The following is a 14,028-nucleotide window of genomic DNA, read 5'->3' as shown; positions in this document are numbered from 1 at the left end:
GCTGCTACGCATGGCTTCCAATCGTTGGGGAAACCGGTAACTCACGCCGTCAACACGGTATCGGCTCCACGCTTACATTGAGGTGAAGTCTACTTCCAGTGTAATTCGGGAGCACGAATTCTCGCTGCGGCAAGTCCGGTCCGGGTGGCCGGACGACTTCATAGCAAGTGTGGTGCTTCGTAGCAGCGCGGACGGACTATCAGTCCTAGACCTTGCGCGCCGCATCACGCCGCAACTCACCGATGCGGGGCAGGCAAAGCTGTGGCAACTGGTTATCGAGACCTTGGGCGACGACGCTGAATCGACCGAGTGGCAGACCTTTGATGTGGCGTCTGCGACCGCGTCGCTTATGCTGGTGCCAGCTAGACACATACCGGCGCCCACAATTGCAGCAGGTGACTCGCGGTTTATCTCAGATGTTCGCTTCCGGGCGCAGATTGGAGAAATCTGCAGTCAACATGCGATGCCGCTTTCGGCGCTCCTTTAAGTTAGGGAATTGCGAGGTGGAGGCGGCGGTGTCGTGCGAGAGGGGGGCGCGGCGTCGACCACGCCGGTAATATTCACCGGGAACCGCGATTGTGCAACTGATGCGGGAATCAGTCGCTGCCGCGTTCGCCGTTCAATGTGGCTCGGGCGGGGTTTATTCGCCGTCGAGGAACAGCCGCAGCCGTTCCGGCAGGTCTTCCAAGGCCGATTCACACTCCCATACGACAAGGACTGACCATCCGGCTTTCTCCAGTTGCAGCATCGCCGCGGCATCGCGCTCGATATTGCGATGGAGCTTGGGGTGCCAATAGTCAATGTTTGTTTTCGGGAGGTTTGTTAGCGAGCACCCATGCTGGTGCCAGAAGCAGCCGTGCACAAACACCGCTTTCCTCCGGCGCGCGAACACGATGTCTGGAGTGCCGGGCAGACTTTTGACATGGAGCCGATAGCGATATCCCATCCGCCAAAGGGTGCGCCGGACAATCCATTCCGGTGCGGTGTCTCGGCTCCGGATGCGCCGCATTCTCTCGCTGAGGCTCGTGGCACGGTGCTTTCGGGATTTGAGCATGGCGGAAAGCTGGACATAGGCGCAGATGTGCTTCTGAATTTACTCCTGCCGGCCGCGAACGAGCTTCTCAAAGCTCTTGAGAAGCTCGTTGGAAGCTGACCGAATACCGGGTTGACCCTCATGAACTTGTCGGCGCCCGAGTGCGTCCACGGCGCCTCGCCGAACTACATGCGATTGAACTGACTCTTGAGCAGTGCGCCCATCCGTTCCGCGCCATCGTTGCTGCGCAGCCCCGCATAGTGCTTCTCCACGGTTTGGGTCCGGTCGTTCAGTACCAATGCTGCAGTCTTGTAATCACCGCCGTCTGCCTTCAGGATTGAGGTCGCGACCAAGTGGCGGAACGCGTGAGCGCTGATGCCGGCGCACCGCGGAAGGTACTTGCCGGTGAGCTCGTAGACGCGTTTGCTCAAGTCGGCCCACGACACATGGCCTTTCTTGGCACCCCGTTTCCGTGTCAGGAAGACCAAGTCGGTTGGTGCTCGCAGCAGCGTCGGACGATAAATGAACAGATATCGTTCAATGTCCGGCCACGCGCTTGGCTGCACCATGCAGTCATAGTTGTGTTCGCCAGCAGCGCCGCGGCGATTCTTGAACTTGGTTTTCGATATCCGTATCCACCACGATTTATCCAGGCGTTGATACAGTTCCCCCGTATTGTCTGCACACCAGGTGAGGTGAGCGAGATTACGCCGGCGCAACGGATTGCTGGCCAGAGTCTTGATGAGAACCATGTCGCGAGCCCAGATTGCTTCCTTTCTCGGTTGGCCAATAGGACGGTCGGCCCGCATGCGCTGAATCATGTCGGCGACCACGTCCATCGGTTGGGGCAATTCAATGAAATGCCTGATGGGTTCGAAGGAGTCCCGGGACACGTCGATTTCGTTTCGATAGCTCGCGACAAGTTGCCGGGTGAGTTCGAGCTGGCGTTCGCACATCACCTCCCAGTCGAGGTCTTGATACGCGCTTGGCAGGGTGGACTGGAACTCGGGGCGTTGCCACAGATAGCCGAACCGTGGCCGCACGAGCGATGCCACGAACGCGAGAAACTGATTAACGCCTTGATTGCGTTTGCCAATACGCGACCGAGTCCAGTCGAGGAACGCCTCAAGGTAGTCCGGCACGGCGAGCCAAGCGAGCGTCTGAATAGCCTGCTCGGCGAGCCCGATGCCGCCCTGGTGGGAAGGGATGGTTAGCCAGCCGAAGTACGCCGACGTTTTCATCCAGGCGATTCTGGCCGACGCGACCTCCTGCCCCTTGTAGAATGCCCACCAGTTGGCAGCGGTTTCAGGGGTCAGCGGACACGGTGAAAATCTCCATTGCCCGCGTTCAGTACGCTTGTACGGCGGTACAGCCGCCGTCTTGTAGCGCAGATATTCCATCCATTGCCCGCGTAGTGGCGACTCCTCGGTGGGCTTGTAGCGGAACGCGACCTTGGTGAGCTTTCCGATGGTTTCGTTGTATGGGATTGGCGCGGGTGGCCCGCCGACAGCAACCTTGTGGCCGGAGACCTTCATGCCGGAGAGGTTGAGCAGGCTATTGCGCTCCAGCCCGAAATAGGCTTCAAGGCGAAGGATATATCGGGCATTGCTGGCGCGAGGCGTCTTGCCGCGAAGCCATCCCCAGAGCATGCCCTTCGGCACCGCGGCATCTCTCGCGACGCGCGCGACGGACTGGTCGTCCAGAACGCTCTTGAGTGCCTGCATGAAGGGAGTGCCATTGTCCTGGTCGATGGCCACGCGGGTGTCATGCTCAATAACGAACTCCTTCCACGGCCGAAGTGCGGACCGCGTGTTCGTAATGTTTCTGGCGGAGCGCCCGACCGCCTGCAGGGCGGTGACAAAACGCTCGATAGCCTCGGGATAACGCATGCGCATCTCGTCGCCAATTACGTCGTCTTCGGTCAGGCAATTGGCTCGCAGGAAGGCGCGCAGCGCGGAGACGCGGTTCGCGGCAGTTTGCTCGTTGAGATTCTCGAGTTGCACCTTGCGGGCGTGGTCGTCCAGCATGATGCGGTAGGTAAGGGGTACGGCCATACGGCTCCCTGGCGCCCGGCCCCTCACGCTGCTCGTCTGCGATGCTGTTAAAGACGATGGAGTGAAATACCTGCAAATCCTATAACTCGATGATTTGTCGAGTTTTTGCGTGGTCATGGCGCTCCCCCCTTTTGGTTGGAGGGCGGCGCAATTGCAGGTAATACTCGGGCGAAAAAGAGGGCGGGCAGAAATCTGCGTCGCGAACCGTATAGCTCAGTACGTGGGGCATGTCTGGATATAATTTCTCAGGCTACGGGGAAATGAAGCCGACGCGCGGGGCGACTATGGGCGAAGACAAGTGGTTTGCGAGCTTCTGCGGCAAGCTCCGAATCGACAAGGACAAGCGCGAATCCATCGCGTACCATTGGGGCCTCAACACGTTGAGCCTACATGCAACTGAAGGGGCTGCACCCTGCGTCAACTATATGGTTTTCGGCGTTACCAAATTCGAATCGCCTAGTCGTAAGCACTTCCGTGAAACACTGAGGGTACGCGCGAGCAGTCGTTAGTGTGCTGCCCCCCGCCCCAAGGAGTTTTGCCGGCCGGTTGCGGCCTGCCGTCGTGACCGCTTAGTGAATTCGCGCGCGGTGCTTGTAAACGGTGATGGCCGTCTTGCTATTGCGCCGGGCCACAATGGTGACAGCTTGACCTGACTCGACTGCGAGTCGATATTTTGGCTGCTGATTTTGCGAATCCGTTAATTTGATAAATAAAACTCATGAGAAAATGGTTTCTCGATGGTGATAATGGATTAAAGCGCTTCTACGTCACCATCCTGCTAATTTCACTGCTTGTGCTGGTATCTCTCGGGTTGACGTGGGCAACTCTGCCAGTGCAAATTTGGCCATTTGATTCTAGTTACGGCATCTACAACAAAGATTTTTGGTCTAGTTGCCTCGTGAATTTCCACACAAGTGTAGTTGATTTTGCGCTGCTGACGATTATTGCAGGAAAAATCACAGACAAAATTGACAAGGCGAGAGAGGAAAGTAGAATTAAAAGCGAGAATGTTAGGCGCATCAATGATGAACTACGCATCTTCGAGGAGTCGCGCATTCTTGGAAAGGCAAGCCTGCTCGCAAATAATGGAGTTTCCCACAAAGCTTTTTTTGCGTTGCTTCAGCTGGGGAAAATGGACACGGAAGGATTCGACTCGAAGACATTAGATGCGAGTGAGCTCAATTTTTCTGGATTAAGCACGTCGAAAGGTGCCAGCTACGCGAATTTCAATTTCTCGCAGAGCGATTTCAGTGGATGCTCTCTAGAAAAATGGGAGTTTATTGGGTGTCTGATGAGGTTTGCGATATTTTCTGGGAATAATACGAAAATCTCCAAGACTCAATTTACAGGCTGCAACCTTGAGGGTGGGGTGCTCGACAACGTGAACTTGCTGCGCTCCGAATTCACTTCATGCAGCTTAAAGAAGTCATCTTTTAAGGGTGCTACGCTCGCGCACGTTATTTTCAGACGGTGTGATTTTGATAGAATTGACTTTTCAGGGGCGAATTTGAAGAACTGCTCGTTCCACGAAAAATACCCGACGATTAAATCGCTGCAAGCGGCGATAAATATCTTCCCGGTAACCCTCGATGGCAAGGTTTGCCAGAACTGGCTCGAATATAAACAGGCAGGCGGGAAGTAGCGGCTTTCGGGTGGAGGAGTCGAACCTCCCGACGCCCAAGTTGCCTTAGGTTGCACCGGCCCCGCAATATAAGTCTGCGGGACGATTTGCAGTCTGTCAATAAGAGTTCCAGATGAACGGATGCGACAGGTCGGGCAACGGAATGCACGATGTGGGCGCGCGCGGCGAGCAAATGCGTTCCTCCAGCGTTTCGTACCTTTCCGGTGACGCGAGCTTCACGTAAGCGGCCATCCGGAGCAGCATTCCCCGCGCTCCCTTCACCCTCCACCAGCCTCCCTACGGAGGGGCATTGTTTGGGCAGCGACCGGGACTAGGCGATTCAGCCGGCGACACGTTTCTTATTAGCTCCCCTGTAGTCAGGGGGCGGAGAAGCCGGATACCTTCGCCGGTCTAGTAGGGGCTCCCATGAAGGTTTGCGCATGAAGGGCGCAATGGACCATCACGACCGGGCGCGACTGATTCAGTACAAGCAACGAGCAACGCTCCGTGAAGCCACATATCTCGTCACCAGAAGTCTTGGTGGCGCATGGAACGACGCCGTTTCGCTTCTCACCGAGTTGGTGCAAACGGACGGCCACGGTGCTCGATACGAATCGTTGGCTGATTGCTTGCGTTAGCAACGTCTGCCGCTAGATTCTAGTTAACCGCAAGAACCTCTTCGTTAATCAGGCGAGCGCTGGCGCTGTGTATGTCATGGGTTGTGAAAATGGCCAGTTGCTCGCGTTGCGCCTGTTCGCGCAATTCTGCCACTGTATCGTCCAGCGCCGCATACTCGCTGTTCCGGTAGATGGGAAGCCCGGGAGCGGGCACCCAAGCGGTCAGTTCAACCCGGTCGGGCGTCGCGAAACCGAACGCATCCCTCGCCCTTGCAAGGCGCCACAACGCCGCGGATGCGGTGCGCAGGCGAACCTGGCTTCTACCTCGCGGATTGATGGCTGCGTAGCACGTCGCGTAGGCGTGCCCGATGTAGTCGATGGAGAAACCGCTGCTGACACCGGTCAAACTGAACGGCCTGTTGAATCCAGGTTCTAGGGACGGTCTGCGGCCCACGACCTCAGCTTTCACAGCATGAACAAAGCGGCTTTCCTCTGCCGGACGGGGAACGCTTTCCTCTATCACCGCAGATGCCGCGACGGGAGCCGGCGGATGGAACAGGGCGCATCGTTCGAGCGCCACCATCACGAGGTCGTCCTCGGTATCCGCCTCGATGGCGAAGGACGGGCCAACCTGAACACCAAGCAGAGGAGGCTGCCATTGCTCGACAGCGGTCGTCGCTAGATAGTCTGCGACCAAAAGGGTGCCGTAGGTGTAGCAGGCATAGCCCAGTTCCTGCGGAAGACACTTCAGGATTTTCGACGTGACAGGGCGTGCGAAAGGCTTGCCGGACTCAAACACGCCAATCACCGCTATCGCAATCGATTCACCGGTTGCATCCAGGTTCAGCCGGACGAAACGCGCCGACCCGGTGCAGACGGGGAGTTCGGGCAGGAAAAAATCGGGCTGCATACCGGGTTACGTGGCAGAAGGTTGTAGGCCAGGAGGATTGAGCCCCGGCAGGTCGCGGATACCTAGCGTCGATTCCAGTGTATCTCGAAGTTTTTCTGCTCGCCCTTGCAGATACTGGCGCATCGGTTCGCGCAGCACCTCCGGATGGACCAGCTGCTCGTACGGTAGGCGCAACACCGCATTGACGCAAGCCGCACAGAAGTGTCTCAGGTCGGCTTTCAGCGTTGCGCGTTCTGGCAACGGAAGCTCACGGACCCGCTCGAGTAGCCGGTTGGGGCCGAGTGGAGGCTGCGACGAAAACAGGTCCAGCCCGGTGCCCCCGAGGGCACGTTCATGGTCTATCAGGACAATCGTGCGGTTCGGGGTCAATAACATGTTGCCGTCGTGGCGGTCGTCGTTGCCTATGAGTTCGTCGAACAGTGCAATTTTCGCCATGAACAGGGCGTCCAAGCCATACATTCCTGTGAGGGTTGCCTGAGTCTGACTAGTTAGTCGCACAGGCAGTGCGACTGGAATGGCGCCTGTTCCGAAGCACACCCGCTGTTCAACTGCGTCACCGAACGGCCAGAATCCGTGCATACGACCCCGATGAACTGTTACCCAGAACACCTCGGGCATCGGCAGCCCCAGTTCGCGTGCGAGCCAGGCACATACAGATTCGATACAGAACTGCAGCTCTGGAAGCAGTTTGACGTAAGCGTCAATGCCGCATGCGCGGACGGGGACCTGAATGCGCCCCTTCACAACCGGGTGAGCAGTGGTTGTGGAGAGGTCGAATGGGTCCCGATACAGCCGGGCGAGTTCGAACGGAGGAAGCACAATCGACATGAAGGCGGCCCTAGCTCTTACGGCCTTCTTTTTCTCGGGCGACGCCCTTGTAGGGTGTTCCATCGGCCTTCTGGCCCGTGAAGCGCCCCGTTTCGTCGTTGCGCTTGACCCACTGCCCCGTCTTCGAGTTAAGGACCTGCGAGCGCGCATCGACCGAGCCGATGCGGAAGTCCTTGCCTGTATTCTTCGCCATTGGTTCCTCCATGGAACACAATATACGGTAACGATATGGCACAACGACACTAAGTATAGTGTACTTTGGCAGTGTGGATTGACGGTTCGTGGCGAAAATGCGGCGGAAAGGAAAAGGAGCCGACAGGCAAGTGGCATTCCTTCGTGCGGCGTGCGAATGCACGAGGCGCGCCTCCATCGGTTGGTATTGGCCGGATTGCCGGGACCGACAATCCGTATCATAGGGCAGTGCTACGCATCGCCGGCGCACGGGAGGTGGCCCAGTTCGAGACCGGAAATTGACTACTTTTCCATAGCCTAGCCTCGACAAGCACTTCAAAGAGCAGGCGATTTCCACCTTTCTCGGTAGGCTATGCAGCTCGTTTCGTGCACGCCATACCAGTTCTTCAAGAACGTCCTTGTCGATATTGGATGCCGGCGGGTGCTGCGGTGCGATATCAGGAGCGCGACGTTCCCAGACGCATTTACGGGGCCGGGGAGCTGGGCCTTCGCACCACGCCGAACTTCGGCCGCCAGTCGGGCAGAACTCTTCGGCTTGCGGCCGTACTCGACGGTACGGCGCCATTGTGAAAATGTGTCAATTCGCTTGCTAAGCAGCCACTGCGTCCGGTCGCCCAATGGACAAACACATTCTTCTGACCTAATAATTCGCGTGGCGATAATGACGTAGAGAGACGTCTTGATAACACAAACAGCACAAAGCGATTTTTCGCCCGGGCAGGTATTTTTCCCTGAGCCGTCCCTGTATCTGGTGGCGAACTATGAGCCTCGCCCGGACAATCCGAATTGGGTCAACGTGTTGTGCGAACGGCACGATGGGGGCGACGCAATCTGCGCATACCTCTCGCCGGTGGATGCCATGCTCGACGCAATCTTCGCCTCGAAGCAAGGCAAGCGCTACTACGCAATTCCCGCTAGCGGATTCGTTCCGACGACATTCATTGACGACAACAACGGTCGTCTTGCGCTCGACGTGCACCTGGGCTGGCCGGCGCGGAACGGCCAGTTGATTGCCCGGCGCAACGGCAAGCCCGTCTCCTGCGCTTCGCATCACGAGATGCAGGTTCCACCCGAGCACGCTTATCACATCGTGTTCAGACTTGAACAGCGCACCCTGGCAGTTCTCGACGAGCTATATATGAGCGCCGGCCTGTTTGCGTACCGAGAGACGTTCAACACGATGATGGGCTGGCCTGAAACGCGCCGCAACCGAGCCGTTACGGCGGCCGTGCAAAAGATGGGCGGCCTCGCGCCGGCGGAGAGCGAGTACAACCAGATGGCGCTCTACGACGCTGAGTTCGAGCAGTGGCATTTTGTATCCCCTGCGCCACTGGCAAAGCTTTGACTCGACGACTGAAGTTGTTGGTTTCCCGGCAAGAACGGATTTGCGGGAAGCCAGGATGGTTCTACGGCCACTAGCCTGTTCAACGTTTTTAAAGGTATCACCAGCATGAGGCGCAGCTACTTGATGGTGGGCGACAAGTCGTCTGCCAACGGAACGGTGATTGAAGGGGTGCCTATGACGACCCATCACGGCACCGAACCGACCTTTCTCGGTGCGCAGGTGACTTGTCCGGCCTGCAAATCCGTCGGCCGTATTGTCCCGACGGGGCCACGCTGGCCGGGTTCAATGATGGGTAAGGAGCCAGCGCTGGAAGGTGACATCTGCGCCTGTAAATGCGACCCGCCCCCGGTGATGATTGCCTCTCAAACCGACATGTACATGACCTTCGAGAGCAATCATTTGGCCGACCTCGGTTTTGCGCCAAGCGGCGAGCTGATTGAGCACGCGTTCAAGACGCACGACCAGCACTTTCGGATTATCAACAGCGACGGGGAGCCAGTGGAAGGGTTGCCTTATATGCTCAAGAGCGCGGATGGAAAAACCGTGCAAGGCATTACATCAGCGAACGGGAAAACCGAACTCATCTCAGCTGACCAAGCGCATGATGTCCAGTTCTTTCTTCACTTGGCGGGAGGGAGTGAGTAATGCAGCTGGCCAACGCGCTGATGACCCCCAAGGACGAACGTAAGGCCGTCACGGTTCAACACAAAATCTACTGGATTCACCGGCATGAATGGAATGCCCAGTGGATAGCTCAATACCATGCTGCAGTACCCGCACTGGCCAAGGAAATACAGGCTCGAAAGGTCGATATGTCGAAGCTGGAGAGCGAACCCATCGACGGGTCACCTACCGGTGGAAATGACACGAACCGATTTACCTGTGAGGATTTCGCCTTCGAAATCCTCATTGAGTTCGCCTCCCGCAACAAGTTGCCCTTGAAAATCAAGACCGGCTCCGCGGTCTTTAAAAACATCGACATGGACTATCAGTCCGGAAACAAGACGGCTCCGCCGACACCGGCTGGATTTGCTCTTGATGTCGCTTATGCCAGCGGCGCGCCCGACGTGCTGAAAAACTCGCTCCCTGTAGCGGACAGTGACCTGTTGCCAGGCGACCTCTTCGTCGAATTTAACGGCGGGCATATCCAGGTCGTAACCGGCGCGGGGCCAGGGCGGATAGAAATCATGCAGGGCAACTTCCCTGGACCGGGCGAGACACCCCGCCGAAAGTGGACAAGCTATCTGGAACTCGGTCCCTGGATTCGCGCGACGAATACTGGCAACCGGGAAAGCTCGAACTACCTGGGCTCCCCTGTTCAAAATGCCGTGTACGAGCAGCGCAATGGCAAGTGGATGTATCAGCGTCTCTACGGCGACTATCGAGACTGGGACGCCGATGTCTGGGGAAGCATGAACAAGCACGTGCGCTGGAACTTCGCCGAGTTCAACAACCTATGAAACTGAGACTCACCGTTGCTATGCTTGCGGCGCTCGTGCTGTGCTACGTCGCAGCTGGCGTCCCTTCCATCGGCTTGCTCCTTAGGCCTTCCGTAATAGGAGAGGCCCTCGCATTGAAGCCAATCACCTATCATTGGGCTAACCGACTGGACCGCGCGATACCGGAAGCGGAATTGCTGGCGAGCCGTTTTTATGTCTTGGTGTTGGCGGCCATCAGCTTGGCAGCGAGTGGATTGGTGTTCCGAGGCGCGCGCACCGGCAAGAGCTTCGCATTTGTGCTTGGGTGGTCCGTTGCATTGCTCGTCATCCTGCTCTACGCGCAAACTCAAGCTTTCTATACGGTCGGCTAACTTATGAAGAAGCGGACGCAAATCGCGCTGGCGACAGCGGCATCCATCCTCTCCCTGGTGGGCATGGTCTTCAGCGTTGGTGCGCTGCTTTCTCTCAGGAGCGTCGACCAACTCCATCACCTGCTGAGCTACGATTACCTCAGCTTTGTGGATGGTCAGACTGCCGGCGGTCTGGCGACTGACTTCTTCACGGGTATCGCGTTGGTGCTCATCGGGAGCATTCTGTTCACCAAAACCCAGCGTGCTGGTGACGTGGGCAAGGCGGTGGCCAGCTTCCTGCTCCTGTTCATTGCCTGTACTCTCATCTACGCCTGCCTGAACCCTCGCATCGGTGTTCGGCCGTATTGAAGGGTGCTGATGCGGCGTCCGCGTCATTCTCACGTTTATAGCGTGATGCCTTCCAGAACGGCTGCATACGGCTTGAGCGATGGGCATGCCTTCAGGAGCTTTTCGGGCTCGATGACCACGCCATAGAGAAACACATCCAGAGCCTGCTCGGGCAGCGAAGAGTTCGCGTGAATGCCCGCCGCTCGCAAAGCACGCCGAATTTGGCCATTCCGGCGAAGTGCCGCGGCCATGGGCATGGTTACTCCACCACGATTGCGGTTCATTTCGGCAAGCAGCTCTTCCACCGTCAAATCGTCGAGACCCGGCTTCAGCTTACGGATTGCTGTACGTGCCTGCGCCTCAAGTTCAGCCGCCCTGGCGCCTGTTGCCGTCAGTGCCGCATCGCTCGTCGTGTGGAAATCTTCTTGACCCGCGCCGGCCACCGCCGTGCCAGCGACCAGCTTCAGATGCGCCATAACAATTCCCTCCTCAGAAACGATATCGGCAATGAGGTAGGCGGGCTGAACCCCTGAATCCCGGTACCAAGGACCGATATTTTCGCCGTGCCCGCGCTCTGCCATCGAAGGTCACTTCGGAGAGTTCGCACAACCTACCGTTCACGCAGTGGGCCACGGCGTTTGCCGACGACCAGACGCTCACGGCTGCCATGCTCGACCGGCTCTTGCATCACGCCCACATCGTGCAAATCAGTGGCGAGAGCTACAGGCTGAAGGACAAGCGAAAGGCAGGGCAAACGGGAACGCGGACAAGCGCGAAAGCGGCCGCGTGACACAGACCCCGGGTGGGTCAGGTTTACTTCGGCGTATCGCCGAAAAGTGGGTCAGATTTCAATCGGCGTTGACAACTATGTTCGAGAAGAATGCGGCTTGCACAAAATGCAGACCAGCTTTCAGGGCGTTGTCGCCGCACACGCGGAGCCGCCCGCTCCCTGACGAGCTTCGCTCAGGCGTGCGCTGCGCGCCGCTAATTCTGCAGGCGCTCTTTCTGGCTCATGTCGAGCAGGACCAGGCTGCCACGCCTGTATCACGGATGAAGCGATTTTCGAGGTTTCCCGCTACGAATCCGGCCCGAAGCGTTGTCCGGCCGTTGTTGGCACATCCTTCGCTTCGGGTAAGAGGTCGGCAAGGAGGAGGCAATCATGCGCAGACTCGTTCATTCGTTGCTGGGGCTGTTGTGGATTCTGGCGGGGCCTAGCGCCGCACCGGGTGCGTGGGCGACGACCACGTTGACGTTCGATGACGTACCGACCGGGTCGCTCACCAATCAATACCAAAGCTTGGGGGTGATGGCGTCCGGCGTGGACGTGGCTAATGCGGCCTTTACCGTTTATGCCGCCAACACGCCCCCAAACATCGCCTTCGCACCGAACGGCCTGATGACATTTACCATTGACCCCACCGTCATCGGCAACGTCCAATCGATATCGGCCTACATCGGGCCAAGCACAACCACCACCCTCTCGGCGTACGACGCGTCTGGCGCTTTGGTTGGGCAAACGGTCTTGCCGGCCAGCCCAACGTACTGGAACTTGGCGCCCGCTTCAGTGACGTCCTCGGGCAACCCGATTGTGTCGGTCCAGATTCAGGGGGGAGCCTCGGATTATGCAATCGACACGCTGACGTTCGCAACCGACGTGCCGTTCGCGAAGTACGCCGCGACCGTGTACCTGGCACCGAAGGTTTCGTATTTCTCGGCCACGGAAACCTTCACGTTGGGCGCTGCCAGCATTGGCATCAATCCGCCTGCGCAGGCGGTCACGCTGACCTTCGGCACCCTCTCGCTGACCATCCCGCCCGGCTCCTTCGCCAAGGACCTGCCGCCCCGGGGCAGTTCGTACGTCTACCAGGGCGCGCTTAATGGCGGGATTCTCTACGTGTCGATTAAGCCGACCAAGACGCCCAACACCTACCAGCTGTTTGCGCTGGGCTCCGGCTACGCAATCCCGTCCGGCCTGTCGACGATGCCGGTGAGCTTGAGCATCGGTGACAGCGACGGGCACACGACTGTCACGCCGAACTATGTGCAGCATGTGCCGACGTCACCCTAACGTTCCCGGCTGATTGCACTCGACGTTGCTCCGCGGATGCCAGTGCGTATCGTTGGCGTGACGTTGATGATGTCCGCGTCGCATATGCGCCTCTGCCACCCGCAGGTATCCCTCGTTGTCGTCCAGTAGCGGTTCTCATAAGATGAACGATGCCATTGCCCATCGCGAGGGGAAAAATGAACGTCTATCGGGGACCGAGCAGCAAGGACTTTGGCGATGACACCCATCAGCTCGTATCAAGTAACGAGCTTTCAAAGGACATGAAACCGTGGTCGGGGCACTATATGACGTCGGCCAACCTCACTAAGGGGGTTGCGCCCGAACGGCAGTCGATTGCTCACATTGGCCTCAGTGAGGCTGACGTACTGGCGTTATATCGCGCGTTGATTGACGAAAAATTCCGGTTATTCGATGCCCTGCAGCATGAAAACATAAATCTCAAAACAAAGATTCTGAGACTCGAAAACAAGATTACCGACCTCAATGTCATCGCTGGTGTACCGGGCAACACCGACAAGGAGCGAGTAGCAAAGATTCGAGAACGGCTCAACAAGCGCTAAACATGCAAAATCATGGCGTAGTGCTCGATTGTTCAATAAGGACGGTGGTGCGTCATCACCGCTCCATTTCGCGAAGCGGGCAAGTAGTCCGCGACGTTGAAGCGTCTCAACGACGGGTTTGTTACCGCCCGCGATGATGTGTGCGCCCATCGCGCTCCATCATGCGCACGACCGAAGGGTTGGCCTGCGAAAGATGGTCGATTTCCGCTCGATAGCCGTATAGTCGATGGAGCGCCAAGGCGATGGCGCATGAACGTGAATATCCGCCCTCGCAGTGCACGACGACCGACACCACGTCAGTCGGCAAGGCGCCGACGAAGGAGTGAATGGCCTGAGCCTGTTCTGCGGTGAACGCGTGTGCGAGCTTGCCTCGCGACTTGTTCGAGAGGTTCGGGCTCAGGAAATCGACGTCCGCAAAACTGAGCCGTAGCAGATGGGCGAAGCCATCTAGGCTGGCTAGTGGGCGCTCCGGCGCGGTGACCGAGATGACGGCAATCGACGGTAGCCGCGGCAGCTTCTCGGCGTCGCCACGCGGCAGCGCGAATACCTGGCGCGAACCATTCGCCGGCGGCTTGTACAGCTTGCCCACAACCTCTTGAAGTCGCTGGACCATCGGCTGGATACTAGAAACTTAGGGAGAGGGGGCAGCGGCGGCGCATATGA

The 14,028-nt window shown here is 57.9% G+C and carries 15 protein-coding genes and 1 pseudogene; 9 read left to right on the top strand and 7 right to left on the bottom strand.

Annotated elements, in window-relative coordinates; translation table 11 throughout:
* Positions 1–640: 640 nt before the first annotated feature.
* Together WS46_RS01750 and WS46_RS36280 are read right to left on the bottom strand one after the other, a co-directional pair.
* Positions 641–1,054 carry a very short patch repair endonuclease gene (locus WS46_RS01750; protein ID WP_226189374.1) on the bottom strand — a complete coding sequence of 138 codons (414 nt, stop codon included), beginning with the start codon at positions 1,052–1,054 and terminating at the stop codon, positions 641–643.
* Positions 1,055–1,218: 164 nt separating this feature from the next.
* A complete protein-coding gene (locus tag WS46_RS36280; protein ID WP_257129901.1) occupies positions 1,219–3,087 on the bottom strand; it encodes a hypothetical protein in 1,869 nt (622 codons plus the stop codon).
* Positions 3,088–3,805: 718 nt separating this feature from the next.
* On the opposite strand from WS46_RS36280, the gene WS46_RS01740 reads away from it, so the two are divergent.
* Positions 3,806–4,729 carry a pentapeptide repeat-containing protein gene (locus tag WS46_RS01740; protein WP_059689127.1) on the top strand — a complete coding sequence of 308 codons (924 nt, stop codon included), beginning with the start codon at positions 3,806–3,808 and terminating at the stop codon, positions 4,727–4,729.
* Positions 4,730–5,365: 636 nt separating this feature from the next.
* Here the strand turns inward: WS46_RS01740 and WS46_RS01735 are convergent.
* From WS46_RS01735 to WS46_RS01725, 3 genes are read right to left on the bottom strand one after another with little or no spacing between them, the layout of a single operon-like run.
* On the bottom strand, positions 5,366–6,235 hold the full coding sequence (locus tag WS46_RS01735) for a hypothetical protein (protein ID WP_059689126.1): 870 nt from the start codon (positions 6,233–6,235) through the stop codon (positions 5,366–5,368).
* 6 nt (positions 6,236–6,241) lie between these two features.
* On the bottom strand, positions 6,242–7,063 hold the full coding sequence (locus tag WS46_RS01730; RefSeq protein WP_156443060.1) for a HipA family kinase: 822 nt from the start codon (positions 7,061–7,063) through the stop codon (positions 6,242–6,244).
* Between the two features lie 10 nt (positions 7,064–7,073).
* The gene (locus tag WS46_RS01725) at positions 7,074–7,256 is read right to left on the bottom strand and encodes a hypothetical protein (RefSeq protein ID WP_059689138.1); all 183 of its coding nucleotides are present in this window, start codon (positions 7,254–7,256) and stop codon (positions 7,074–7,076) included.
* A 678-nt stretch (positions 7,257–7,934) separates the two neighbouring features.
* On the opposite strand from WS46_RS01725, the gene WS46_RS01720 reads away from it, so the two are divergent.
* The 5 genes from WS46_RS01720 to WS46_RS01700 all read left to right on the top strand — a co-directional run bounded on the left by WS46_RS01720 (position 7,935) and on the right by WS46_RS01700 (position 10,758).
* Entirely contained in the window at positions 7,935–8,600 is a 666-nt protein-coding gene (locus WS46_RS01720; RefSeq protein WP_257129900.1) for a hypothetical protein, read from the top strand.
* 105 nt (positions 8,601–8,705) lie between these two features.
* Positions 8,706–9,245, top strand: a complete 540-nt coding sequence (locus tag WS46_RS01715) for a PAAR domain-containing protein (RefSeq protein ID WP_059689124.1) — start codon at positions 8,706–8,708, stop codon at positions 9,243–9,245.
* Complete coding sequence (locus WS46_RS01710; protein WP_059689123.1) at positions 9,245–10,060, top strand: hypothetical protein; 816 nt, start codon at positions 9,245–9,247, stop codon at positions 10,058–10,060. Before WS46_RS01715 ends, WS46_RS01710 begins: the two co-directional genes overlap by 1 nt.
* Positions 10,057–10,410 (top strand): hypothetical protein, encoded by a 354-nt coding sequence (locus WS46_RS01705; protein WP_059689122.1) that lies wholly within the window; start codon positions 10,057–10,059, stop codon positions 10,408–10,410. Before WS46_RS01710 ends, WS46_RS01705 begins: the two co-directional genes overlap by 4 nt.
* 3 nt (positions 10,411–10,413) lie before the next feature.
* Entirely contained in the window at positions 10,414–10,758 is a 345-nt protein-coding gene (locus WS46_RS01700) for a hypothetical protein (RefSeq protein ID WP_059689121.1), read from the top strand.
* A gap of 35 nt (positions 10,759–10,793) precedes the next feature.
* Here WS46_RS01700 and WS46_RS01695 read toward each other — a convergent pair whose 3' ends face one another.
* Positions 10,794–11,318: a hypothetical protein gene (locus WS46_RS01695; RefSeq protein ID WP_156443059.1), complete on the bottom strand. Its 525-nt coding sequence runs from the start codon at positions 11,316–11,318 to the stop codon at positions 10,794–10,796.
* Positions 11,319–11,344: 26 nt separating this feature from the next.
* On the opposite strand from WS46_RS01695, the pseudogene WS46_RS01690 reads away from it, so the two are divergent.
* From WS46_RS01690 to WS46_RS01680, 3 genes and pseudogenes are all read left to right on the top strand, one after another.
* A pseudogene (locus tag WS46_RS01690) lies at positions 11,345–11,527 on the top strand (ATP-binding protein); the annotation flags it as partial.
* A 369-nt stretch (positions 11,528–11,896) separates the two neighbouring features.
* On the top strand, positions 11,897–12,805 hold the full coding sequence (locus tag WS46_RS01685; protein ID WP_059689118.1) for a hypothetical protein: 909 nt from the start codon (positions 11,897–11,899) through the stop codon (positions 12,803–12,805).
* A 176-nt stretch (positions 12,806–12,981) separates the two neighbouring features.
* Positions 12,982–13,365, top strand: coding sequence for a hypothetical protein (locus tag WS46_RS01680; RefSeq protein ID WP_059689117.1), 384 nt, complete (start codon positions 12,982–12,984; stop codon positions 13,363–13,365).
* A 121-nt stretch (positions 13,366–13,486) separates the two neighbouring features.
* Here the strand turns inward: WS46_RS01680 and WS46_RS01675 are convergent, their stop codons facing one another.
* Entirely contained in the window at positions 13,487–13,978 is a 492-nt protein-coding gene (locus WS46_RS01675) for a hypothetical protein (RefSeq protein WP_059689116.1), read from the bottom strand.
* Between the last annotated feature and the right edge of the window lie 50 nt (positions 13,979–14,028).

Origin of the sequence: Burkholderia sp. RF4-BP95, assembly GCF_001521985.1 — a bacterium.
Taxonomy (GTDB): domain Bacteria; phylum Pseudomonadota; class Gammaproteobacteria; order Burkholderiales; family Burkholderiaceae; genus Burkholderia; species Burkholderia diffusa.
Note: the sequence above shows the minus strand (reverse complement) of the source record. Positions and strands in the feature narration are given on the sequence as shown.